The sequence below is a fragment of the Amycolatopsis sp. NPDC114503 genome (assembly GCF_055633655.1).
In genome coordinates, this window is sequence record NZ_JBVKDT010000002.1 from 990,114 (window position 1) to 1,012,545 (window position 22,432).

Genomic DNA, 22,432 nt, shown 5'->3' on the forward strand with positions numbered 1-22,432 from the left:
CAGGGTTGCGATCATGCGTTTCTCGGTCTGCATCCCGAACTTCGGCGATTTCGCCGACCCGCGCGCGGTGGCCAAGGTCGCCACGGCCGCGGAAGAGGCAGGCTGGGACGGCCTGTTCGTCTGGGACCACCTGGTGCTGGACAAACGTCCCGGCCGCCTCTTCGGCGATCCGTGGATCCTGCTCGCCGCCGCCGCGCTCGCCACCAGCCGGATCCGGCTCGGCCCGATGGTCACGCCCGTCGCGCGCCGCCGCCCGCAGCAGCTCGCCCGCGTGGTGTCCACTTTGGACAACCTGTCCGGCGGCCGGGTGGTGTTCGGCGTCGGACTGGGCGCGCCGCTGGAAGCGGAGTTCGGCGACTTCGGCGAATCGGCCGACCCGAAGGCGGTCGCCGAGAAGCTGGACGAGGGCATCGACCTGATCGCCCAGCTGTGGACCGGCGACCCGGTGACGTTCTCCGGCAAGCACTTCACCGCCCGCGACATCACGCTGCTTCCGACGCCGGTGCAACGCCCGCGCCCGCCGGTCTGGGTGGCGGGCCGATGGCCCAACCGCCGCCCGATGCGCCGCGCGGCTCGCTGGGACGGGGTGGTGCCGATCTTCGAATCCGCTGGCGCCAAGGGTTTGCCCGAGGTGTCCGAAGTGCGGGACATGATCGGCTACATCCGGAGCGAGCGGGAGACCGACGCGCCGTTCGACGTGGTCTTCGGCGGAACGAGCCCGACCGACCCGGTCCAGGCGCGAAGCGTCGTGGAACCGTTCGCCGAGGCCGGTGTCACGTGGTGGGAGGAGAGCCTTCCGTTCGGGAGCCCGGAGGAGGACAAGCTGGAGCACGTGCTGCGCCGGGTCGAGGCCGGGCCGCCCGCGCTTTAGGCCCGCTCAGCGCGATTGGCCGGACTCATGCGACGCGACAGCCGACCGGCCCGCGGTGAACTCCGTTGTTCCGGCTACGACGCGAGCCACGGGACCGCCGCTCGGATCGCGGAAACCGGCTGCCGTCAGCCGGTCCTACTAGAAAGCGCGCCGATTCCGTGCGATCGACCGCGCTCAACGCGGGCACCACTCAAGCGCGGAAAGCGAAGCCGATGACCCCGCCGCCGCGAAACCTCGCCCGGTTCAGTGCGGCTGCCCCGACTCCGCCAACGCGTCGATCGCCCCCACCAGCTCGTTCAACGCGGGCACCGCCGCCGCGATCAGATGCCGCCACGCCGGATGCACTCCGTCCAGCGCCGCGGCCAGGATCGCCGCGTTGTGCCCCTGCCACCGCTCGACCGCGGCCCGGCCCGTATCGGTGAGTTCGAGCGCCACCGTCCGCCGGTCGTCGCCACCGCTGGTGCGGGTCACGAGGTCCCGCGAACGCAACCCCGTGACCATCGTCGTCACCGAATTCGGCGCGAGCTTCAGCAACTGCGCGATCCGGCTCGGCCGCGCACCGGGATTCTCGAAGAGGCACGACAACAACTCCAGCTGCGCCACCGACAACGTGTTGTCCGGATCCGCAGTGCGCGCGGCCCGTCGCATCGCTCGCCGGAGCCGCGCGACGACATCAGCGAGCGCGGGTTCGGGCGCGGTCACCGGGCCCGCTCCGGGCGCGCCGCCAGTCCGGTCGCCGCGGCCAGGACGCCGGCGCCGGCCAGGACCGCCAGCGCGGCCGTTTCGCCGCCGGTGTGCAGGCACAGTGTCACGAGCGCAACGCCCAGCGCCGTCCCCAATCCGCGCGCCATGTTGACCAGTCCTCCTCCGGTGGCCGACATCCGCGCCGGGATCGCGCTCATGACAGCCGAGTTGTTGGCTGGAATGAACACTCCCAGACCGAGCCCGGCCACCACCAGCGACACGCCCACCTCCCACGGAGCGGACGCCGGCCCCAGCGCCGCGCATCCCGCCGCCGCGACGAGCGCGCCCAGCACCGTGCGTCCGCGCGAACCGAGCCGCTTCGGCAGCACCCGGTCGGCCAGCACCGCCGCGACCGCGAACCCGGCGGGAAGACAGGTCAGCACCGCGCCGGTCCCGCCCGCCGTGCCGAGCACCTGCGGCAGCAACGTCAGCGGCCCGAACAGCACGAGGTATCCGCACAGCGCCCCGGCCAGCCCCAGCGACACCACCGGCGGCCGCAGTACCGACAGCTGCAAGATCGGGCTGCTCGCCGCCTTTTCCCGCAGCACGAACCCGATCGCCGCGCACACCGCCGCCCCGGCCAGCGCGACGAGCAGCCACCCCGGCATCTCCAGCCCGGACACCCCGGAAATCACCAGCAGCAACGCCGTCGACGCGGTCGCCAGCAACCCGACCCCCGCCCCGTCGAAGCGCCCCAGCGGCGTGCGCTCGCGGGTGCGCGGCAGGAGGTAGCGCCCGGCGATCAGCCCGGCCAGTCCGACCGGCGCGTTGACCAGGAAGACCCACCGCCAGCCGACAGTGTCGACCAGCAGCCCGCCCACCGCCGGGCCGAGCGCGAGCCCGAGCGCCTGCGCCGCCGCCTGCACCCCGAGCGCGGCGCGCGCCCGGTCCTCGCGCACGCTGCGCACCACCAGCGCGACGCTGTTGGCCTGCAACATCGCCGCGCCGATCGCCTGCACCACCCGGAACGCGACCAGCCAGCCGAGCGTCGGCGCGAGCCCGCACGCGATCGACGCGACGGTGAACACGCCGAACCCCTGCACGTAGGTGAGCTTGCGCCCGACCGCGTCGGCGACCCGCCCGACCGCGGCCAGCAATCCCACCAGCGCGAGCAGATACGACAGCGACACCCACTGGACGGCGGCCAGCGGAGCCCCGTATTCGTGCTGCAGCGCGGGAAAGGTGAGCGTGACGATGCTGGCGTCGAGCTGCCCCATGAAGGCCCCGAAACACACCGCGCCGACGGCGAACCAGCCTGCGTTCGGATGGTCCCGCACGACCGCCGGCCGAGCCCGCTCCAGGCCGATCGTCACTGCCGCCTCCCGCTCAAGTAGTTCTGCTACAGAACTACTGTACGGGATGTACGTACATATGACATCACCAGGATCGTGACGTTCTTCCGGATAGCAGGGTGAGATAGGTCGCCCGACGAGTTAACTGAAGGTAACGAGCCGTCACATGACGTCGTATTCCTCGTCCGGCTCGTCGCCGAAGGCTCGCGCGAGGCCCAGAAGCCGGTCCAGGAAATCCGGGACGTCCTTCGCGATCTCGCCCGGCCCGACGGAGTCGATCGAGCCGTCGTAGACCTGGTCCACGACGGTGCCGACCGGCAGCCTGAACACGGTCCCGCTGCGGTATCCGACCGCGAACAGGCGTCCGCCGCCGTCCGAGGCGAAGACGGCAAGCCGCTCATCGGTGGCTTCGGGCGCCCAGGCGGGAGTGTCGCTGCGGTGCAGGCTGTCCAGCACCAAGGCGAGGGAGTGAATGAAGTAAGCGTTGTGCAGGTGCGCGAAGCTGGCTTCCCGGATGGACCCGTACAGCTCAAGCAGCGCCCGCGGCAGCGGCGGATCGGTCTCCTCGGCTTTCCGCAGCGCGGCTGAATCGACCTCGTCCGTCACCGTGTCCGGCTCAAGCTCGCCGAAGCGGCTGAAGACGGCCTGAATACGGGGCAGGTAGCCGTCGATCGCTTGGCGCATGTCGTCGCGCCACCGCAGGTAGTCCACTCCAGACACGCTACGGTGCGCCCAGGCGTCACACGCCTGGGCGCACCGCGCCGCGCCTACTGCTGATACGGAGCCGCCGCAGACTGGGCCGCCGTGATCAGTGCGCCCTTGTTCTTCGGCCAGAAGGTGCCGTCCACGCACGAATACCGCGGCAAGAACCCGCCGCAGCTGCCGCTCTGTCCGCCCATCTCGAACGTGTAGCTCGCGACCCCCAGCGCGCCGTAGGTGAAGTCGTCCGTCGTGCCGCTGGTCGAATAGCCCACGGTTTCCGTGTTCGTCCCCACCAGATATCCGTTCGAGTCGCTGAACTTCGCGCCGAGCTTGCGCAGCGCGGCGTCATTCGGCGCGGGGTCGGACGTGAAGCCCCACGGAACGATGATGTCGTTTCCGTAGCTGTGCAACGTGATCATCGTGCCGCGGGCGGTGTCGGGCGCGGGATCGTTGTCGCCGCTGCCGCGCTGTTCCGGGTAGATCGAGCGGAAAAGCTTTTCCAGTGCCTGGACTTCGGGTTCCGAACCGGCGCTCGGCCCCTGGTAGGTCTCCGCGCACGGCGAGTCCGAGTCCGCGCCCCAGCGGAAGGTCGAGTTGCGGTTCAGGTCGATGCCGTTGTTCGTGCCGCCGCAGTTGCCCTGGCTGGTGTCCGCGTTTTTGCGCTGCAGTTTCGGCGAATTCCCGCCGGAAGCCACGATGTCGACGCCGTCCGGGTTCGCGATCGGCACCACCCACACCTCAGTGGTGTCCAAAATGGACTTCGCGGTGGCGTCGGTGGCGTACCCGTCGGCGAGGTAGTCGATCCAGCGCCAGGCGACCTCTCCGGTGGAGATTTCCCGGGCGTGGATCTGCGCCATCAGCACGAATTTCGGCTTCGGGGAGTTCGTGGACAGCGTGCAGTCGCCGTCCTGCTTCTTCGTCAGGCAGATCGCGTTGATGTCGTGGCCGCCCAGGCCCTGGGTCTTCCGCCACGACTGGCCGAGCGTGTACTCGGTCGCCAGATCCGGGTGCGCCGCCGCGACTTTCGCGAGGTGGGCTTCTTGCGCCGGAACAGTCCGGTAGCCGCCGTAGAACGTGTCGCCCGCGGCGCGCGTCGTCACTCCCTTGTAGACAGTGTCGAAGAATTCCGGCGCATAACCGCGGTCCCGCAGCTGCCCGGCGACAGCCTGGTTCCCGACCACGTAAGCCACGCCAGGGCTGGTCCCCGTGACATCGAACCCGGCGCGGGCCAGGTCAGCGGCCTGCGCGGGCGTAGCGGGTACGCGCCACGAAACCGGATCGTCCGGCGCGGCGGCGGCTGCGGCGGTCGTGGTGCCGCCGAGTGCGACCAGCACTCCGACGACGCTGAGAGTGAGCCGGATCGAGAACTTGCCCGCCATCGGAGCTCCTCACGCAGCGAAGGAAGGTCACCACGCGCGGACGGTGACCAATCGGCCGCGCACAGTGTGCTCTCCGCGACGAATCCGGCCCACCTCCGAAAGTCGGGTGTCAGCAGGTGACCGACACCTTCGCGCCGCGCTCGAACGAAACGTGGACGTGGTCGTAATGGTTCGCGGTCTCGCCGCCGCGGTCCTCCATCGCCGACCAGCCGCCGCCGTCGTTGTAGCGCTGCTGCCAGATCACGTACTTCGCGCCGAGTTCGCTCTGATGCTCGAGAACGTAAGCGGCCAAAGCGTTTCCGGTCTTCGTGTCGACCATGAAGTCCAGCGCGAGACCGGCCGGATGGTCGCTCGCGCCGGACCGTCCGGCCCGGCCGCCGACCGTCTCCACCGAGAATTTCTCCTTGAGGTAATTGCCCGCTTGGGCCACCGCGGGCTGCGTACCGCCCAAAGTGGACGAACACGCCTTTGCCGCCGGAGTGCTCGAAGTCGTTTTGCTGGTCGGCGAAGGCGAAGACGAAGACGTCGTCGGGGCAGCACTGGAAGACGTCGCCGGCGGCGTCGAAGTGGCGGACGGAGCGGTGCTCGACGCCCGCGGCGCGCTGAACGCGTGCATCTCCGCGGCCGCGGCCGGGAACTGCTGCGGCTCGACCGCGCCCGCGGTCAGCCACACCGGCACCGCCAGCGCGCCGACGGCCAGCACGCCCGCCGCGGCCGGCAGCCGCCACGACTTCGATCCGTCCCGATGTCTACCGGACACCTCGCACCACCATCTCCTCGTTCGGTCGCAAAGCCGCCACGACATTACGAACAGGACACGGCAATGTCACCGACAAGTGACGGCAGGCACAGCACGAACGAGAACACTGCAGGTCAGCGCGCGATTACCAGGCGAACGCGCGGCCTGCTCAGGACAGCGGAATCTCCGCCGAATCGGTCAGCCGCAGCTTGCGCCGGGCGCGCTGGTAGAAGGTCGTCATGCCGAGCCGGACCACGCGGGCCGCGTTCGGCCGGGCGTGCAGGTCGATCGTTTCGCCGGGCCCGACGTACCCCGCGACCTGGCCGTCGACCTCCACCGCGAGCCGCCCGCTCGACGGCAGCACCTGCAGCGTCACGGTGTCGTGCACCGACAACACGACGCCGCGGCTGTACGCCGAATGCGGCGCGGCGGGCGTGACCAGCAGCGCTTCCACCGCAGGGCTCGTGATCGGGCCTCCGGCGGAGAAGCTGTACGCGGTGGACCCGGTCGGCGTCGCGACCACGACCGCGTCCGCCGCGTAGCTCACGAACTGCTCGCCGTTCACCAGCACCGCGACCACGGCACTCCCGTCGCCGGGCACGCGCACCACCGCGACGTCGTTGAACGCCGTCTCGATCCGGCCGCCGAACCGCGCGTCCACCGCGATCCGGGGCTCGACGGTGAACTCTTCCCGGTCGATGGCGGACAGCGCGAGCGGCAGGTCCGGGACGTCGACCTCGGCGAGAAACCCGAGCTTCCCGAGGTTCACGCCGAGCACCGGCGCGTGCTGCCCGTCGGCGAGCCGCATCGCGCGCAGCATGGTGCCGTCGCCGCCGAGGCTGACCACCAGATCCGACCGTTTGCCCAGTTCAGCGGGCTGGACGCCGGTCGCCGAACAGTCGACCCGCGCGATCTCGTCCGCGATGCCGAGGATCTCGATCCCGCGTCCGGCGGCCCAGCCCAGCACCGCGTCGACCGCGGCTTTCGAGTCGCGGCGCGGGTGCAGCACGAGTCCAGCGGAATGCATGTCGGGTCTCCTCGCCTCGGCCTGCCCCCAGTCTGCCGCGCCGGGGCCGGTTAGGCTCGGCGTTCGTGATCGAAAACTGGGCTGGCAATCTCACCTACCGCGCCCGCGAGATCCTCGCCCCGCACACCCTTACCGAGGCACAGGAACTCGTCGCCAGCGCGACCCGAGTCAAAGCGCTCGGCAGCCGACACAGCTTCAACACGGTCGCCGACACCCCGGGCGGCGTCCAACTCGATCTCTCCGCGCTCGACATCGCCCCGGAAATCACCGCCGAGACGCTCACCATCGGCGGCGCGACCCGCTACGGCGACGTGGTCGCACAGGTGCACGAAGCCGGGTACGCCCTGGCCAACCTGGCGTCGCTCCCCCACATCACCGTCGCCGGCAGCGTCGCGACCGGCACCCACGGCTCCGGACAGCGACTGCCAGGCCTGGCCTCGGCAGTGTCCGCCGTCGAACTCCTCACCGCCGACGGCTCCCTGCGCACCTTCTCCCGCGCCGACGCCGAGTTCCCCGGAGTGGTCGTGAACGTCGGCGCACTCGGCGTCCTCACCCGGCTCACCCTCGACCTAGAGCCAACTTTTTCGGTACGCCAAGACGTTTTCGACGCTCTCCCGTGGTCCGCCGCGCTCGACCACTTCGACGACATCCAGGCCTCGGGCTACAGCGTCAGCCTGTTCACGAACTGGGCGCGCGACGTCGTCGACCAAGTCCTGCTGAAGAACCGCGTCCCGGCCGAGATCCCCGATGCGCTGTTCGGCGCACTTCCCGCCGACGGTCCGCGCCACCCCGCCCATGCAGCGGGCATTTCGGCGGAAAACACCACAGTGCAAGGCGGCGTTCCCGGACCGTGGTACGCCCGTCTGCCGCATTTCCGCCTGGAATTCGCGCCGAGCGTCGGGGCGGAATTGCAAAGCGAGTACTTCGTGCCGCGCGCCCATGCGGCTGCCGCGTTCGAGGCGTTGCGCGGCATCGGAGACCGGATCGCGCCGCTGCTGGTGGTGTCGGAAATCCGCACTGTCGCCGGTGACGAACTCTGGCTGAGCCCAGCGTATGGCGGTGATCGGGTAGCGGTGCATTTCACCTGGCAGCAGCGCCAGCCGGAGGTGGAGGCGGTGCTGCCGTTGATCGAGGAGAAGCTGGCGCCCTTTGGCGTTCGCGCCCATTGGGGGAAGCTGCTCCACGGCGCGGCTTTGGACCTCGACCACCAAGGGGTGCGGCAGTTCCGGGAGCTGGCGGCCGAGCTGGACCCGGATGGGAAGTTCCGGAACCCGTTCCTGGAACGGCACCTGCTCCGCTAGTCCACAGTGGATAGTCAGTAACAAAGGCGGTACAAAAACCCCTTCCGTACCACCGCGCTCACCATGTGGGAGTCCCAAGAGGACACTCGACAGCCGGGAACTCGGCGGGTCACAGTGGCGATCGCCCTCTCCGCGATCCCCAGGAGCCACTGTGAGTTCTCCTCCGACGCTGCGCGCCGTGCCGGCGCCGTCCGCTGGTCCCGAACCGCCCGGTGAAGCGCTGCTGCGCGAACTGGCCGCGAAGAAAGTCGCCCCGTTGCGCCGTCCCGGCCGATGGGTCGCTGCGGCGGTCGTACTCGTTCTGCTCGCCCAACTGGCGCACGCCCTGATCACCAATCCGGTGTTCCAGTGGGACGTCTTCGGCTATTGGTTTTTCCGTCCGGTCATCCTCGACGGGCTGTTGCTCACCCTTGAGCTGACCGGCCTCGCCGCGGTGTTCGGGCTCGTCGGCGGCGTCGTGCTCGCGTTGCTGCGGCTGTCGAAAAACCCGCTGCTCCAAGCGGTTTCGTGGGCCTATGTGTGGATCTTCCGTTCGATTCCGCTGATCGTGCTGCTGCTGTTCCTCGCCAACGTGACCGCGCTGTACAGCACGCTCAGCCTCGGCATCCCGTTCGGCCCGTCGTTTTTCAGCTTCAGCGCCACCGACGTGCTGAGTTTCTTCGTCGTCGCAGTGCTGGGCCTGAGCTTGAACGAGGCCGCGTACGCGGCGGAAATCGTTCGTGCCGGCGTGCTTTCGGTGGACCAAGGCCAGCTCGAAGCGGCGGCCGCGCTGGGGCTTCCGCGATCCCGGCAATACCGGCGGATCATCCTGCCGCAGGCCACCCGCGCGATCGTGCCAGCCTACGCGAACCAGCTGATCGGCCTGCTCAAAGGCACTTCGGTCGTCTACATCACGTCGCTGCTGGAACTGTTCGGCGTGGTCGAAACCCAGGCCAGCACCAACAGCGGGCAGATCATTCCGCTGCTGCTCGTCGGCACGGTCTGGTACATCATTCTCACCAGCGTCCTGTCGGTGATCCAGTATTACGTGGAACGCTTCTTCTCCCGTGGCGCGCTGCGCACCGTCCCGCCGACGCCGTTCCAGCGGTTCCGCGCCCGGTTGCGCACGCTGGGGGTGGCCCGATGAGCGCCGAGGTCCGCGTTCGAAGCGCGGTCAAGACGTACGACGGAATCCGGGTGCTCGACGAGACCGACCTCACCGCGCCCGGCGGGAAAGTGACTGTGGTGCTGGGGCCGTCCGGTTCCGGGAAATCGACCTTGTTACGGACGATCAACCATCTGGAACGCCTTGACAGCGGCTACGTCAGCATCGACGGCGAACTCGTCGGCGTGCGCGTGCACGGCGACCGGTTCAAGGAACTGAGCGAGCGCGCGATTCTGCGCCAGCGGTCCCGGATCGGGTTTGTGTTCCAGAATTTCAATCTCTTTCCGCATCTCACGATCCTCGACAACATCGTGGAAGCGCCGATCGTCACACAGCGGCTCGCGCGCGCCGACGCGGAAACGCGGGCGAAGGAATTGCTTGCCCGCGTGGGTCTCGAGGACAAGGAAAGGGCATACCCGCGGCAACTGTCCGGCGGACAGCAGCAACGGGTCGCCATCGCGAGGGCGCTCGCGCTCGAACCGCAGCTGATCCTGCTCGACGAACCGACGTCCGCACTCGATCCGGAACTCGTCGGCGAAGTGCTGGCCGTGATCCGCGAACTCGCCCGCTCCGGCACGACGATGATCGTGGTGACGCACGAGATCGGATTCGCCCGCGAGATCGCCGACCACGTCGTCTTCCTCGACGACGGCCGCGTCATCGAAAAAGGACCGCCGTCGGCCGTCCTCGACCGTCCCCGCCACGACCGGACCCGAGCCTTCCTCGGGAAGGTCGCCCGCCTCGAAACCCCGGAGCACGCATGAAAACCCGCACGATCCTGCCCGTCCTCGCCGCAGTCGCACTGCTCGCCGGCGCGTGCGGCAGCAACACTCAGGCGTCGACCAGCGCGAACGGTTCGCAGACCGTCGCCGTGGCCGCGAACACCGCGGACGCGCACCCGGTTTCGCTGACCGTGCCCGTCGTCGCCGAGATTCGCGCGCAACTGCCGAAGAAGTTTCTGGACAAGGGCAAGCTGACGATCGGCATCGGCGCGCTGCCGTCCGGATTCCCGCCGCTGGCCTACGTCGGCACCGATCAGCGCACGCTCACCGGAGCCGAACCGGACCTCGGCCGTCTCGTCGCCGCAGTGCTCGGACTGGAGCCGGACGTCCAGAACGCTTCCTGGCAAAACCTGTTCGTACGCCTGCAAAGCGGCCAGTTCGACGCCGGATTCTCGAACATCACGGTGACTGAACAGCGCAAACAGCAAGGCTTCGACTTCGCCGCCTACCGCGAGGACAACCTCGGCTTCGAGACGAACCGCGCGAACACGTGGACCTTCGACGGAAATTACGAGGGCCTCGCAGGGAAGACCGTCGCCGTCGACAGCGGGACCAACCAGGAGAAAATCCTCAAGGAATGGCAGCGGAAGCTGACCGCCGAGGGCAAGAAACTCGACGTGCGCAATTTCGCGGACAAGAACAGTACTTATCTGGCACTGGCGTCCGGCCGGATCGACGCGTACTTCGCACCGAACCCGGGCATCGCCTACCACGCCGCGCAGACCGCGAAGACTCCGAACCCGACCCGCAGCGCGGGCACGTACTCCGGCGCTGGGGCCACGCTGCAGGGGCTGATCGCCGCTACGACCAAAAAGGACAACGGCCTCGTGAAGCCGGTGGCTGCCGCGATCGATTACCTGATCCAGCACGGCCAGTACGCGAAATGGCTTGCCGCGTACGGGTTGGAGAACGAAGCGGTGAAGAAGGCGGAGGTCAATCCGCCGGGCCTGCCGTTGAGCGATTCCTGAACGCCTGGCAGGTCTCCGGCCCGCCGGAGGCCTGCCACACGGGGCGAGGGGCTCGCCCCCGTCATCGATTCGCGGGACCTGGCCGCGTTCTCCGAGACGATGCTGGACCTGCGCCGAGCAGGAATCGAAAGCTGATTCAAGCCGCCGCCCGCCAGCCCTCCGGAATTCGCACCCGGCCGAACGAATTCCTCCGCCGCAACCGAAACCCCATCCCCTCATACCGCCGGATCGCATTCACATTCGCCGCCGCCGCGTGCATGAACGGCGTCTCTCCCCGGTCCCGGATCCCCGCGGCCACCGCACGCACCAGCCGCCCGGCGAGGCCCCGGTCGCGATAATCCGGATCCGTGCACACCGCGCTGATCTCCGTCCATCCCGGCGGGTGCAACCGCTCCCCCGCCATCGCGACGAGCGCACCGTTGCGACGAATGCCGAGATAAGTCCCGAGCAGCACAGTCCGCGGCAAAAACGGACCAGGTTTCGTCCGAGCGACCAGATCCAGCATCTCCGGCACATCAGCCACGGTCAGCCGGACCGCCTCCGGGTCGGGCGCGGCCTCGACCCCGGCGTCCACCAACTGGACCCCGGCCATCTTCTCCAGCAGCTCCCAGTCCGGCGGAGGCGACCCCGCCTGCGGAAGAACCGGCACCACCGCACCCGGTCCGGCGAGCGTGGCGATGTCGTCCCACACTCCCGCGGAGGGCTCGTCAGGCACCGCCAGAAACACCGAAACATCGACCGGGTAGCGCACGGCTTGCCCGACCCGCTCCGCGAACCCGGCGTGCGGGCCAGTCAGAGACGCCCACGCGGCATTGTCCAAAACAGACATCAAGCCCGCCGAGCGGCCCGGGCGATCATCCGCGCCAAGTCGGCCACCAACGCCGGATCATCCGGCAACTGCCCGGTCGCTATCCGGATATGCGGCGTCCCCGGATTGCCCGCGCGAGTACCCGACCCCGCGGAAACCCCATTAGCCGCCAGGGCCATCAACGTCCGCGACTCCTCCGGAACCGGCACCCACAACGTCAACCCGTCCCGTGCCCGCACCGAAATCCCGTGCTCCCGCAACGCTTCCGTCAACGCCGACCGCCGCTGCGCGTACCGGTGCCGAGCCCGGTTCAGCAGTTCCGCGCTGCCGGGGTCTGTCAGCAAAAACGCCTGCGCGTCCTGAAGAATCCGGCTCGACCACACCGACCCCGGCCCGCGCTGCTGCCGCACTCGCTCCACCAGCACCGCCGACCCGCCGATCACGCAGCTGCGCAATTCAAGCCCGAACGCCGTGCAATACGACCGCACCAGCAACACCCGACCGGGCAAGTTCGTGCCGAGGCTCAGCGAAGGAGCCGAAGCCAACGGCCCGAAATCGTCGTCCTCGATCACCGTGATGTCCTCTTCGGACAGTACGGCGGCGAGTTCCGCGAGACGGTCCGCCGGAACCGAGTGCCCGAGCGGCGACTGCGCGCGCGGCTGATAGACGAACGCGACAGGCCGATGTTCCAACGCCGCCGCCAGCGAGGACGGCAGCGGCCCGTTCTCGTCGCACCGCACCGGCACCACATGGATCCGCGACCGGCGCAGCAATTCGCGCAGCCACGGCGCGGTCGGAGCTTCGAGCGCGATCACGTCGCCCGGCCGCGCGACCGCCTGGCAGGCCAGCATCATCCCGTCCTGCCCGCCGGCCGCGACGGTCCACGATTCGGCGGCGAAGGGCCATGTCGGCTTCACCGCGGCACGCAATTGCGGCGTGATCGAGTTCTTGACCGGGCCGCCGAACCGTTCCGTGTGGACACCCGCCGCGACGGCGTCCTCCAGCGGCGGCAGCAGTCCCGGATCCGGCAGGCCGTGTTCCAGATCGACCGTCTGCCAGCCGGAAAACGCGCGCTCCGGCGGGGGGCTCGACGGCGGTTCCAGCACTATCGTGCCGCGCCGCCGTCCCGTGCCGATCAACCCGGCCGCGCGCAGCTGCGACCACGCCTCGGCGATCGTCGTGGGGCTCACCGAAAGCTCGGCGGCCAGCGCCCGCACGGTGGGCAGCCTCGTGCCGGGAGGCACCTCCCCTTCGCGGATCAGGCCGGACACCGTGCCGGCCACGCCCCGCGCGGTGCGCTCGCCGATGCGGGACCCGAGCCAGCCTGCCCCGACCGGCAGCGTCGTCGTCGCGAGTTCGCCCGTGGCCACGCACCGGCTCCCCTCGTCACCCGGAAATCCGAAAACCTCTGACCCGATCAGAAGCTAGAGCGGCAACGGCACGCGGCAAAGGCGTTTCACATCCTGGCGGGCCCGCCCGGTACAAAACGCCCGTGACGTCCGACACCGCCGCGGTGTCCGGTTTCGGAATATCACTCGATCAGGTTAGGCTAACCTTCATGAGTCACTCCTGGCCGGAAGCACCGGCGCTCGCCGGCGCCGGGCTCGCGCTCGGCTACGGCGGAAAGCCGGTGGTCCAGGACGCCGAGATCGTCCTGCGCGCGGGCGCGGTCACCGTCCTGGTCGGGCCGAACGGCTCCGGCAAGTCGACCCTGCTGCGCTCGCTCGCCCGGCTGCACCCGCTGACCGCGGGCGACGTCACCCTGGCCGGACGAGACGCGCTCGCCTTGTCCCCCAAGGAATTCGCCCGCCACGTCACGCTGCTGACCCAGTCGCGCCCCACGCCCGGCGGCGTGCGCGTGCGCGACGTCGTGTCCTACGGCCGCCATCCGTACCGCGGCCGCTTCGGCTCCGGCGATCCGGAGGGACCGGAGCTGGTCGAGCGGGCCATGCGGCACACCGGCGTCGACGGAATGGCCGAGCGCCCGGTGGACGAACTGTCCGGCGGCGAACTGCAGCGCGTCTGGCTGGCGACCTGCTTCGCCCAGGACACCGGCGTCGTCCTGCTCGACGAGCCGACCACCTTCCTCGACCTGCGCTACCAGATCGAAACGCTGGATCTCGTCCGCGACCTCGCCGACGAGCACGGCGTCGCGGTCGGCGTCGTGCTGCACGACCTCGACCAGGCCGCCGCCGTCGCCGACGAGGTGGTGCTGCTGTGCCGCGGCTCCGTCCGCGCGACCGGCCGCCCGGCCGACGTGCTGACCGCCGAGGCGCTCAGCGACGTCTACGGCCTGCGCATCGACGTCCACGTCGACGACGAGGGGCACGTCCGCACGCGCCCGGTCGGACGGCACACCTCCCGGCCGCGGCCGGTCCGCTCAGCTTGACCCATCCCCGAGTTCAAAGGAAAACCCCGTGTCCGCTGTGTTCTCTCGCCCTGCCCGCAGAACGGTCCTGACGACCGCCGCGGCCGTCCTCGCCACATTCGCGCTCGCCGCGTGCGGCACCACCGAGGCCCCCGCCGCCGGGGACGCGCCCGCCGCCGCGAAGCCGTCCGGCCCGGTCCAGCTGACCGACGAACGCGGCAAGGTCGACCTGCCCGCGCCTGCCGCCAAGATCGTGTCGCTGGAATGGGGCCTCACCGAGAACCTGCTGGCGCTGGGCGTGAAGCCGATCGGCGCGGCGGACGTCAAGGGCTACAACACTTACGACAAGGTGATGCCGCTCGCCGCGTCCACTCCGGACGTCGGCACCCGAGGCGAGCCGAGCCTCGACGCGATCGCCGCGCTGCACCCGGATCTCGTGGTCACCACCACGGACCTGCCGGAAAACGTGATCGCGCAGCTCTCGAAGCAGACGAAGGTGCTCACGCTGCGCGGCTCGGATTCGGCCGACCCGATCGGCTATCTGCGCAAGACCGTCACCACGCTGTCCGAGGCGACCGGAACGCAGGAGCAGGGCCGCAAGCTGCTCGCCGAATTCGACGCCAAGGTCTCCGAGGGCAAGAAGAAGCTGGCCGACGCGGGCAAAACCGGGGCCAAGTTCGTCATGACCGACGGCTACTCGACCTCCGGCACGGTCACCGTCCGGATGTACACGAAGGGCTCGTTCCTCGGCAGCATCGCCGATCAGCTCGGCGCCGCGAACCAGTGGACCGGCGAGGGCGACAAGGTCTACGGCCTCGCCCCGACCGACGTCGAAGGCCTGACCAAGATCACCGATCCGGCCACGTCCTTCGTCTACGCCGCCAACGCCGCCGAATCCGACGTGTTCACCCAGGAACTCGCGGGCAACGCCGTGTGGAAGCAGCTGCCGTTCGTCAAGGCCGGGAAGCTGCACCGGATTCCGGACGGCATCTGGATGTTCGGCGGCCCGAAGTCGGCGATCGCCTACGTGGACGCGCTCACCGGCGCCCTGACGCGCTGATCCGATGACCGCACCAGCCCCCGCACCCGCCCGGCCGCGCGTACCGAGGCTCACGGCGTCCGTCGTCTTCCTCAGCGGAATCGTCGCGCTGCTCGTCCTGTCCGCCGTGCACCTGCTGCAAGGCACGTCGCACGTCGGGCTCGGCGAACTTCTGCGCGCAGTTTTCCCTGGCACGGACGACGACGCGCGCAGCCAGGCGGTGGCAGTGCTCGTGGCCAGCCGGCTCCCCCGGCTGGCCGCGGCGCTGCTGGTGGGGCTGGCACTCGGGTTCGCGGGCTGCGTGCTGCAGTCGGTGGCGCGAAACCCGCTCACCTCGCCGGACACGCTCGCGGTCAACGCCGGTGCTTATGTTTCGGTGGTCGGCGTCGCGGCTTTCGGGATCTCGCTTCCCTTCTACGTCAACGGAATCGTCGCTTTCATCGGCGGCCTCGCGGCTGCTGGGCTGGTGTTGCTCGTCGCTCGCAGCAGCAGCGGCGGAGCGGCCCGGCTCGTGCTCGCCGGGTCCGCGATCGCGCTTGCGCTGACCGCGCTCACCTCCGTGCTGCTGATGTTGTTCCAGGAGCGGACCGCCGGACTGTACGGCTGGGGCAGCGGCACGACTGTCCAATCCGGACTGCGGCAGGTTTCCCTTGCCGCACCGGTGATCGCGATCGGCATCCTGGCCACGCTCCTGCTCGCGCACCGGCTCGACGTCCTCAGCCTCGGCGACGACCACGCACGCGTGTTGGGCATCGACGTGCGTCGCACGCGCACTTTCGCCGTCATCGTGGCGGTGCTGCTTTCGGCTGTGGCGGTAACCGTCGCCGGGCCGATCGGATTCGTCGGCCTGTGCGCGCCGGTCATCGCGCGGTTACTCGCCAACCGAGTACCCGGACTCGGCAAACATCCGGTGTTGCTGCCGCTCGCCGGGCTGACCGGAGCGCTGGTCGTCGTGGCCGCCGACGTCCTGCTGCGCGCTCTCGTCCCGGCCGACAAAGCGGTTTCGGTGCCGACCGGCGTCGTGACGACCCTCGCCGGCGCGACCGTGCTGGTCTGGCTGGCGCGACGGCAGCCGTCCGGAACACCGTCCGCGCGCGGGACGCACGGCACCGTCCGCTCCCGCCGCTGGGTCGCCGGGACCGGCGTCGTGCTGGCGATCGCGCTCGTCGGCGCGGTGATCGCCGCGCTCCTGCTCGGCGACCGGATCGTGCTGCTCGGCGACGTCCTGAACTGGCTGCGCGGGGTGTCCGGCACCGAGGTGTCGTTCGCGCTCGACCTGCGCTGGCCGCGGATGCTCGCCGCGCTGCTCGGCGGGGCGGCGCTGGCCGTCGCGGGGTCGCTGGTGCAGGCGATCTGCCGCAATCCGCTGGCCGAACCGAGCCTGCTCGGCGTGACGCCCGGCGCGAGCGTCGGCGCGATCAGCGTCGTGCTTCTAGTGCCCGGCATCGGAATCTGGCCGATGATGGGAGCGGCGACCGTCGCCGCGTTCGCGACGTTCGCCCTCGTGCACTGGCTCGCCACCGGGCGCGGTTCGGGCGGCCGGGGGCTGTCGTCGGACCGGCTGGTGCTGGTCGGCATCGGCGTCAGCGCGGGCGCGCAGGCGATCACGACGCTCGTCGTGGTGCTGACCTCGCCGTGGAACGCGCACCTCGCGCTCACCTGGCTCGCCGGATCGACCTACGGCCGGGAGCTCGGCCAGGTCCTGCCGGTGCTGTTGTGCCTGGTCATCGCACTGCCGATCGCGCTGTCCAGCGCGCGGACGCTCGATCTGGTCTCGCTCGACGAGGACGTGCCGCGCGTGCTCGGCGTCCCGCTGGACCGGTCCCGCCTCGCGTTCGCCGCACTCGCCGCGGTGCTCACCGCCGCCGCTGCGTGTGCCGTGGGCGCGCTGGGTTTCGTGGGCCTCGTCGCCCCGCACGCCGCGCGGGCGCTGGTGGGTTCCCGGCATTCACGCTCGCTGCCGGTGGCCGCCGCGCTGGGTGCGGTGCTGGTGTGCGTCGCGGACACAGTGGGACGCACAGTCCTCGCGCCGACCCAGATCGCGGCGGGCTTGGTGACCGCGCTCATCGGGGCGCCGTATTTCGGCTGGCTGCTGTGGCGGAGCCGCGCGAACGCCTAGCCGAACCAAGTGTCCAGCGCGATCTTCAACTCGGCTTCTCCCCCAGCCCAGGCAATGGCCCCGTCCGGACGCAGCAGGAACGATCCGGTGTTCGTCACCGGCACCACCTCGACCCGCTTTGCCGCCAGCGCGGCGAGCTCGCGGCTCTCCGGATCGAGCACCAGCACGCCCCGCCCCGTGCGGGTGTGGTCCGACAGCCGCGTGACCCGGCCGTCATCGTCCACAAGGGACCTTTCCGGACTGTGCCGCCCGACAGGTTCCTCAGCGGGGTAAGGGAATTCGTACCGCTCCGTCACTCCGGACAGCAGTTCCGAGAAGTACCGGTTCGCCTGCGGCAGATCCATCAGCTCGGCGACGATCTCTCGTAACGCGTCGACATGTGGTCCCGGCGCGAGCAACGCCGACTGCGCCCGCGTATTGCGCAGCACTGCCGCGCCGGCCGGGCCGCGTTCGCGGAAGTAGCTGTCCAGCAACGTCTCCGGCATTTCTCCGCGCACGACCGCAGCCAGCTTCCAGCCGAGGTTCGCCGCGTCCAGCAGACCGAGGTTGAGCCCTTGCCCGCCGCTCGGCGAATGGACGTGCGCGGCGTCGCCCGCAAGGAGAATCCGTCCGCGACGATAGTCGTCCGCCTGGCGCGCTTGGTCGGCGAACCGACGGGAATCGCGCACTTCCGTCACGGTGACGTCCTCGCCGGTCACCCTCCGGATCGCCGCCGCCAGCTCCGCCGGAGTCACCGGACCGTCGGGTTCGCCGTCGCGGGCGAACTCGGTGACGCCAGCCATGCTTCCGCCGTGCATGAACGTCCCGTCGGGGTACCGTCCGCCGGGCGGCACCGGCCCGTCGAACCGGACCTGGCCCGCGAGCGTCCGCAACAACGGCGGCGTGCCCGGAAACCCGAATCCGCCGAGGCTTCGGACCTTCCCCCGGCCGCCGTCGCACCCGACCAGGTAAGCCGCAGTGATCCTCTTTTCTCCTTGCGGCGTCTCGACAATCGCCGTCACTCCGTCTACATCGGACTCGATCGCGGTCACCCGATGCGCCCGCCGCACGGGGACGCCGAGCGCGTCCGCGTGTCCGGCGAGCAGCCGCTCCAGCTCCGGCTGCCAGATGTGCGTACGCGGGCGGTCCTCGTCCGGCAGGAGTTTGTGGATGTTCGCGAAGTGGCCGAGCGAACTGCCGTGGTCGCGGGCGAAATCGCGCATCCCCTCCTCGTGCGCCGCGGCCAGCTGCGGCCCGAGCCCTCGCCGGGTCAGCGCCTCCGTCGCGAGCACGCCGATGCCGCGCGCCTTTTGTTCCGTCGCGGGCCGCGCGAGCCGCTCCGCCACCAGCGGCCGGATGCCGCCGAGCCGGAGTTCGGCGGCGAGGAACAGGCCGACCGGACCGGCCCCGACTATCACCACATCTGCGTCCATGACTCTCCTTAACTTGTTAAAGACTAGACTGCCCTGAACTAGTTAAGGAGGCAACCGCCTTGCCGATCGAGATCCCCGCCGCGGTCCGGACCGCACTCGCCCTTGTCGACGCCGACGGCCTCGACAAGCTGACCGTGCGCCGCCTCGCCGCCGAACTCGACGTCAAAGCACCCGCGCTGTACTGGCACTTCAGCAGCAAACGAGTCCTCCTCGACCACCTCGCCGACGCTCTCGTCACCCCAGCCCTGAACGATCTCCCGCCACTCGACGCCCCATGGCTGTCGTGGCTGAAGCAAGCGGGCATCGCCCTGCACGCCGCCCTCCTCGGCCATCGAGACGGCGCCCGCATCGCACTCGGAGCAGACCTCCGGATCGCCCGCTCGCTGGGCGAATTCGCCGAGCGAGCGGTGGACGTGCTGCACCGCGCCGGGTTCCCGCTCGCCGACGCGACCCGGTGCGCCGGGGTGTACGTGCATTTCATCCTCGGCCGCGCCGTCGAGGACCAGACCTGGCCGGACGACCTGGACGCGACCATCGAGACCATCCCGTTTCCGCTGATGGCGGAGGGTTTGCGGGAACGGCAGGCGGCCGGGAGCACTGTCGGGGACAGCTTCGAATACGCCCTCGGCATCGTGCTCGCCGGACTCGAGGCTAAGCAGCCTTAGCAGGGGTGTAATGGCTCACTAAGTTGTACGGTTGCACTTTTTGCATGGTTCCACTTATGCTGGGTGTCAGACCACACCGGCACGAGAGGGGAAACCATGAAAGAGACACCGCGCATCGCGATCGTCGGCGGCGGCCCGGGCGGGCTGCTCGCCGCGCACGTCCTGCACCGGCACGGCCTCGCCGCAACTGTGTTCGACGCCGACACCGCCGTGGATTCACGCGATCCCGGCGGCACGCTCGACCTGCACGCCGACAGCGGGCAGATCGCACTGGAAGACGCCGGGCTGCTGCCCGCCTTCCACGCACTGGCCCGCGTCGAAGGCCAAGCCATGACCAGACGCGACCACCACGGCACCCTGCTGAAGGAATTCAAGCCCGCCGACGACGACACCGCCGCCCCGGAAATCGACCGCGGCCAGCTGCGCGTCATGCTGTACGAACAGCTCGCGGCCGGGACCGTCCACTGGGGACACAAACTCACCGACCTGACGACCGAAAACGGCGTCCACCGCCTGAAATTCGCCAATGGCTCCACTGTGGACGCCGACGTGGTGATCGGCGCGGACGGCACGTGGTCAAAGGTGCGTCGCCGCCTCACCGACGCGATGCCGAACTACCTCGGAGTGTCCTTTTTGGACGTCCGGTTCGACGACGTCGAAACCCGCCACCCGGAGATCGCGGCCTTGGTCGGCAACGGACAGCTGTTCACCGCCGACGGCGCGGGCCGGGCGGTGATCGTGCAGCGCAACAGCAACGGAGTGATCCGCGGCTACGTGGCCTTCCGCGCCGAAGAAGATTGGGCTGAGAGGGAAGGCGTCGACCTCGCTGACCGCAACTCAGTGCGGGAGTTCCTGCTCCGCGAATTCCGCGACTGGGGCTCGACGGTGCGTCCGCTGCTGACCGACAACGACGGCGACTACGTGGCGCGCGCGTTCACCGCGCTGCCCGCTCCCCTGACGTGGGAACGGGTTCCGGGCATCACCGTGCTCGGGGACGCCGCACACGCGATGGCCCCGTTCGGCGGACACGGCGCGAACCTGGCGCTGCTCGACGGTGCGGAATTGGCGCACGCGCTGCACGAGGAGCCGACCGTCGAAGCCGCGTTGACCCGCTACGAGACGGCGATGTTCGCCCGCACCGGCCAGCTCGCCGCTGACGCGAACGAGGCGTTGCGCGGCTTCTTCGCCGACCGACCGGCCGACGCTTCGCAGGACGTGCCGGATCGGGAGGAAGAACTCCGCGCTTATGAGGCTCGGGCCGCCGAGTACCGCGCCTCACGCACGCCTGCCGCCCGGTAGCCGAACGCCGTGAAGGGGTCTTTGAGGGAATCAGATTCCCTCAAAGACCCCTTCACGGCCTACGTCAGGAGCGCTTGCGGCGAACCGCCACTGCCGCCACCAGTGCGCCGCCGATGAGCAGCAGCGCGCCGCCGCCGATCAGGTAGCCGCGGATGTCCGCGCCGGTCGAGGCGAGCGGACCCTGGTCCGACGGGCCGGTTCCGGGGGCCACGCCGCCGGAGTTGTCGCTCGTGGTCGTGATCGGGGCCGGAGCCTCCGAGGACGAGCTGGACGTCGTCGGGCTCGTGCTGCTGGCCGAGGATGTCGGCTGCGAACTCGAGGACGTCGCGCTGGACGACGTCGGCGCGGTCGAGGACGACGTCTCCGACGGGCCGGTCGGCGCCGTGGAACTGGAGGTCGTCGAGCTCGTGGACGAGGTGGCGCTCGACGAGGTCGTGCTGGACGACGTGGTGCTGGACGACATGGTGCTGGTCGGCTCAGTCGTCGTGGTCGACGTCGTGGAGGAACTCGACGTGGTGCTCGGCGTCGGCTCAGTGCTCGACGTGCTGGTGGTGGTCGAGCTGGTCGGCTCGGTGCTCGACGTCGTGGTGCTGGTCGTCGTGCTGGACGTGGACGTCGTGCTGGTCGGAGTAGTAGGCGTCGTCGTCGGAGCAGTGCAATCCGGCAGATCCCCGGTGAACGGATAGGCGTGGAACTCCTGCCCGCCCGCCGCGCCCTCGGACGTGTGCAGCAGATTGCCCGCCGTGAAGAACCGGCCGTTGGTGCCCGACGCGGTGACCGCCGTGTCGCTGGACGGGTTGCCGACCAGCACGCTGCCCTGGAACTGCGCCTGTCCGGCGATCTTCACCTTCGACGCGTCCGGGAAGTTCCACAGCAGCTTCTCGCGCAGGCGGTTGATCGGGTCCTGGTCGGCGAGGTCGCCGGTGTAGGTGTTGATCGCCCGGTTGCCGCCGACGAGGTTCACCAGCACCGTCGCGCCCGCCGGGATGCCGGCGAACTCCAGTCCCTGCATGCCGCCGCCGGGGCCGGTGAGGTCGAAGTCGACGTTGAACACCTGCAGCGCGGACTTCCCGTCTCCGGTGAACAGCGTGCGGTAGCCCTCGTTCTTCGCCGTCCCGGTCGCCGCCGACTTGCCGTAGCAGGTGCTGGCCTCCTGCAGCTGCGGCCGGAGCTGCTTGTACTGGTCCGCCGCGTTCGGGTCCTGCTTCAGCGTGCCGACCACGGTTCCGGTGACGGTGCCGCCGTACCGCACGACGCCGCCCTCGGCGAGCAGCCGCTGGTTCGGCGCGATGGTCACGTCCTTGCCGGTGGTCAGGAAGTCGCCTCCGTCCGGCGGGGGCACCCGCGAGCCGACGCCCACGATGCCGACGTTGTAGATGGAGGACGCGCCTGCCCGCTTCGCCATGTCGAAACCGCCGAGCACGACGACCCGGCCCTCGGCCTCGGCCGCGCCTTCGCGCACGAGGAAATCGCCGCCGGCGAAGACGTTGATGCCGTTGTCCCGTCCCGCGAACGACCCGTTGTTGACCGGCGGGTACTTGCCCGGGCAGGCGTCGCCGACGCACGGCCCCAAGCCCCCGGGCAACGGAGCGGCGCTCGCGCCCGGACCGGCCACGAACGCCACCGCACACACCGCCGCGGCGAGAGCTCCGCCGACGACGGCCATTTTCCTGGCACGCATGCGGCCGATCCTTACCCGGCGCGGGCGAAATCCGGCAATCGAAACACCGTAACCCACCCGAACGGGTCAGAAAATCGCCTACTCCTCAGACA

General features: G+C 69.8%; 20 protein-coding genes. 10 read left to right on the forward strand and 10 right to left on the reverse strand.

Going from position 1 to position 22,432, the window contains the following annotated elements:
- The first annotated feature begins 13 nt into the window (after positions 1 to 13).
- Entirely contained in the window at positions 14 to 871 is an 858-nt protein-coding gene (locus ACZ7OI_RS12370) for an LLM class flavin-dependent oxidoreductase (RefSeq protein ID WP_470264245.1), read from the forward strand.
- Positions 872 to 1,114: 243 nt separating this feature from the next.
- Here the strand turns inward: ACZ7OI_RS12370 and ACZ7OI_RS12375 are convergent, their stop codons facing one another.
- The 6 genes from ACZ7OI_RS12375 to ACZ7OI_RS12400 form a co-directional block, all read right to left on the reverse strand.
- Positions 1,115 to 1,573, reverse strand: coding sequence for a MarR family winged helix-turn-helix transcriptional regulator (locus tag ACZ7OI_RS12375; protein ID WP_182891926.1), 459 nt, complete (start codon positions 1,571 to 1,573; stop codon positions 1,115 to 1,117).
- Positions 1,570 to 2,928 carry an MFS transporter gene (locus ACZ7OI_RS12380; protein ID WP_470264246.1) on the reverse strand — a complete coding sequence of 453 codons (1,359 nt, stop codon included), beginning with the start codon at positions 2,926 to 2,928 and terminating at the stop codon, positions 1,570 to 1,572. The genes ACZ7OI_RS12375 and ACZ7OI_RS12380 overlap by 4 nt, the downstream gene beginning before the upstream one ends.
- 141 nt (positions 2,929 to 3,069) lie before the next feature.
- Positions 3,070 to 3,618: a hypothetical protein gene (locus ACZ7OI_RS12385; RefSeq protein WP_470264247.1), complete on the reverse strand. Its 549-nt coding sequence runs from the start codon at positions 3,616 to 3,618 to the stop codon at positions 3,070 to 3,072.
- Positions 3,619 to 3,674: 56 nt separating this feature from the next.
- Positions 3,675 to 4,988, reverse strand: a complete 1,314-nt coding sequence (locus ACZ7OI_RS12390) for a M14 family zinc carboxypeptidase (RefSeq protein ID WP_470264248.1) — start codon at positions 4,986 to 4,988, stop codon at positions 3,675 to 3,677.
- Positions 4,989 to 5,097: 109 nt separating this feature from the next.
- On the reverse strand, positions 5,098 to 5,748 hold the full coding sequence (locus ACZ7OI_RS12395; protein WP_470264249.1) for a VldE C-terminal domain-containing protein: 651 nt from the start codon (positions 5,746 to 5,748) through the stop codon (positions 5,098 to 5,100).
- Between the two features lie 148 nt (positions 5,749 to 5,896).
- A complete protein-coding gene (locus tag ACZ7OI_RS12400) occupies positions 5,897 to 6,754 on the reverse strand; it encodes an NAD(+)/NADH kinase (RefSeq protein WP_470264250.1) in 858 nt (285 codons plus the stop codon).
- A gap of 65 nt (positions 6,755 to 6,819) precedes the next feature.
- On the opposite strand from ACZ7OI_RS12400, the gene ACZ7OI_RS12405 reads away from it, so the two are divergent.
- The 4 genes from ACZ7OI_RS12405 to ACZ7OI_RS12420 all read left to right on the forward strand — a co-directional run bounded on the left by ACZ7OI_RS12405 (position 6,820) and on the right by ACZ7OI_RS12420 (position 10,949).
- Positions 6,820 to 8,055: an FAD-binding protein gene (locus tag ACZ7OI_RS12405; RefSeq protein WP_470264251.1), complete on the forward strand. Its 1,236-nt coding sequence runs from the start codon at positions 6,820 to 6,822 to the stop codon at positions 8,053 to 8,055.
- A gap of 151 nt (positions 8,056 to 8,206) precedes the next feature.
- Entirely contained in the window at positions 8,207 to 9,181 is a 975-nt protein-coding gene (locus tag ACZ7OI_RS12410; RefSeq protein ID WP_470264252.1) for an amino acid ABC transporter permease, read from the forward strand.
- Positions 9,178 to 9,963, forward strand: a complete 786-nt coding sequence (locus ACZ7OI_RS12415) for an amino acid ABC transporter ATP-binding protein (protein ID WP_470264253.1) — start codon at positions 9,178 to 9,180, stop codon at positions 9,961 to 9,963. The genes ACZ7OI_RS12410 and ACZ7OI_RS12415 overlap by 4 nt, the downstream gene beginning before the upstream one ends.
- Positions 9,960 to 10,949, forward strand: coding sequence for a transporter substrate-binding domain-containing protein (locus tag ACZ7OI_RS12420; protein ID WP_470264254.1), 990 nt, complete (start codon positions 9,960 to 9,962; stop codon positions 10,947 to 10,949). The genes ACZ7OI_RS12415 and ACZ7OI_RS12420 overlap by 4 nt, the downstream gene beginning before the upstream one ends.
- Before the next feature lie 136 nt (positions 10,950 to 11,085).
- Here ACZ7OI_RS12420 and ACZ7OI_RS12425 read toward each other — a convergent pair whose 3' ends face one another.
- Positions 11,086 to 11,778, reverse strand: a complete 693-nt coding sequence (locus ACZ7OI_RS12425; RefSeq protein ID WP_470264255.1) for a GNAT family N-acetyltransferase — start codon at positions 11,776 to 11,778, stop codon at positions 11,086 to 11,088.
- Positions 11,778 to 13,127 (reverse strand): aminotransferase class I/II-fold pyridoxal phosphate-dependent enzyme, encoded by a 1,350-nt coding sequence (locus tag ACZ7OI_RS12430; RefSeq protein ID WP_470264256.1) that lies wholly within the window; start codon positions 13,125 to 13,127, stop codon positions 11,778 to 11,780. Before ACZ7OI_RS12430 ends, ACZ7OI_RS12425 begins: the two co-directional genes overlap by 1 nt.
- Before the next feature lie 188 nt (positions 13,128 to 13,315).
- Here ACZ7OI_RS12430 and ACZ7OI_RS12435 point away from each other — a divergent pair, with 188 nt between their 5' ends.
- The 3 genes from ACZ7OI_RS12435 to ACZ7OI_RS12445 are packed head-to-tail and all read left to right on the forward strand — an operon-like array spanning position 13,316 to position 17,283.
- Entirely contained in the window at positions 13,316 to 14,146 is an 831-nt protein-coding gene (locus tag ACZ7OI_RS12435; protein WP_470264257.1) for an ABC transporter ATP-binding protein, read from the forward strand.
- 28 nt (positions 14,147 to 14,174) lie between these two features.
- Entirely contained in the window at positions 14,175 to 15,185 is a 1,011-nt protein-coding gene (locus ACZ7OI_RS12440) for an ABC transporter substrate-binding protein (protein ID WP_470264258.1), read from the forward strand.
- 4 nt (positions 15,186 to 15,189) lie between these two features.
- Positions 15,190 to 17,283, forward strand: coding sequence for an iron ABC transporter permease (locus tag ACZ7OI_RS12445; protein WP_470264259.1), 2,094 nt, complete (start codon positions 15,190 to 15,192; stop codon positions 17,281 to 17,283).
- On the opposite strand, the gene ACZ7OI_RS12450 is transcribed toward ACZ7OI_RS12445, so the two are convergent.
- The gene (locus ACZ7OI_RS12450) at positions 17,280 to 18,695 is read right to left on the reverse strand and encodes an FAD-dependent monooxygenase (RefSeq protein WP_470264260.1); all 1,416 of its coding nucleotides are present in this window, start codon (positions 18,693 to 18,695) and stop codon (positions 17,280 to 17,282) included. The genes ACZ7OI_RS12445 and ACZ7OI_RS12450 overlap by 4 nt on opposite strands.
- Before the next feature lie 59 nt (positions 18,696 to 18,754).
- On the opposite strand from ACZ7OI_RS12450, the gene ACZ7OI_RS12455 reads away from it, so the two are divergent.
- Positions 18,755 to 19,360 carry a TetR/AcrR family transcriptional regulator C-terminal domain-containing protein gene (locus tag ACZ7OI_RS12455; protein ID WP_470264261.1) on the forward strand — a complete coding sequence of 202 codons (606 nt, stop codon included), beginning with the start codon at positions 18,755 to 18,757 and terminating at the stop codon, positions 19,358 to 19,360.
- 96 nt (positions 19,361 to 19,456) lie between these two features.
- A complete protein-coding gene (locus ACZ7OI_RS12460) occupies positions 19,457 to 20,659 on the forward strand; it encodes an FAD-dependent oxidoreductase (RefSeq protein WP_470264262.1) in 1,203 nt (400 codons plus the stop codon).
- 64 nt (positions 20,660 to 20,723) lie between these two features.
- On the opposite strand, the gene ACZ7OI_RS12465 is transcribed toward ACZ7OI_RS12460, so the two are convergent.
- Positions 20,724 to 22,340, reverse strand: a complete 1,617-nt coding sequence (locus tag ACZ7OI_RS12465) for a choice-of-anchor A family protein (RefSeq protein WP_470264263.1) — start codon at positions 22,338 to 22,340, stop codon at positions 20,724 to 20,726.
- Positions 22,341 to 22,432 lie beyond the last annotated feature (92 nt).

Excerpts from the sequence above, each read along its gene's own strand:
- ACZ7OI_RS12415 (WP_470264253.1), top strand. The coding sequence starts at position 9,178 with ATGAGCGCCGAGGTCCGCGTTCGAAGCGCGGTCAAGACGTACGACGGA.
- ACZ7OI_RS12465 (WP_470264263.1), bottom strand. The coding sequence starts at position 22,340 with ATGCGTGCCAGGAAAATGGCCGTCGTCGGCGGAGCTCTCGCCGCGGCG.
- ACZ7OI_RS12400 (WP_470264250.1), bottom strand. The coding sequence starts at position 6,754 with ATGCATTCCGCTGGACTCGTGCTGCACCCGCGCCGCGACTCGAAAGCC.
- ACZ7OI_RS12450 (WP_470264260.1), bottom strand. The coding sequence starts at position 18,695 with ATGGACGCAGATGTGGTGATAGTCGGGGCCGGTCCGGTCGGCCTGTTC.
- ACZ7OI_RS12390 (WP_470264248.1), bottom strand. The coding sequence starts at position 4,988 with ATGGCGGGCAAGTTCTCGATCCGGCTCACTCTCAGCGTCGTCGGAGTG.
- ACZ7OI_RS12460 (WP_470264262.1), top strand. The coding sequence starts at position 19,457 with ATGAAAGAGACACCGCGCATCGCGATCGTCGGCGGCGGCCCGGGCGGG.
- ACZ7OI_RS12425 (WP_470264255.1), bottom strand. The coding sequence starts at position 11,778 with ATGTCTGTTTTGGACAATGCCGCGTGGGCGTCTCTGACTGGCCCGCAC.
- ACZ7OI_RS12370 (WP_470264245.1), top strand. The coding sequence starts at position 14 with ATGCGTTTCTCGGTCTGCATCCCGAACTTCGGCGATTTCGCCGACCCG.
- ACZ7OI_RS12420 (WP_470264254.1), top strand. The coding sequence starts at position 9,960 with ATGAAAACCCGCACGATCCTGCCCGTCCTCGCCGCAGTCGCACTGCTC.
- ACZ7OI_RS12435 (WP_470264257.1), top strand. The coding sequence starts at position 13,316 with ATGAGTCACTCCTGGCCGGAAGCACCGGCGCTCGCCGGCGCCGGGCTC.
- ACZ7OI_RS12445 (WP_470264259.1), top strand. The coding sequence starts at position 15,190 with ATGACCGCACCAGCCCCCGCACCCGCCCGGCCGCGCGTACCGAGGCTC.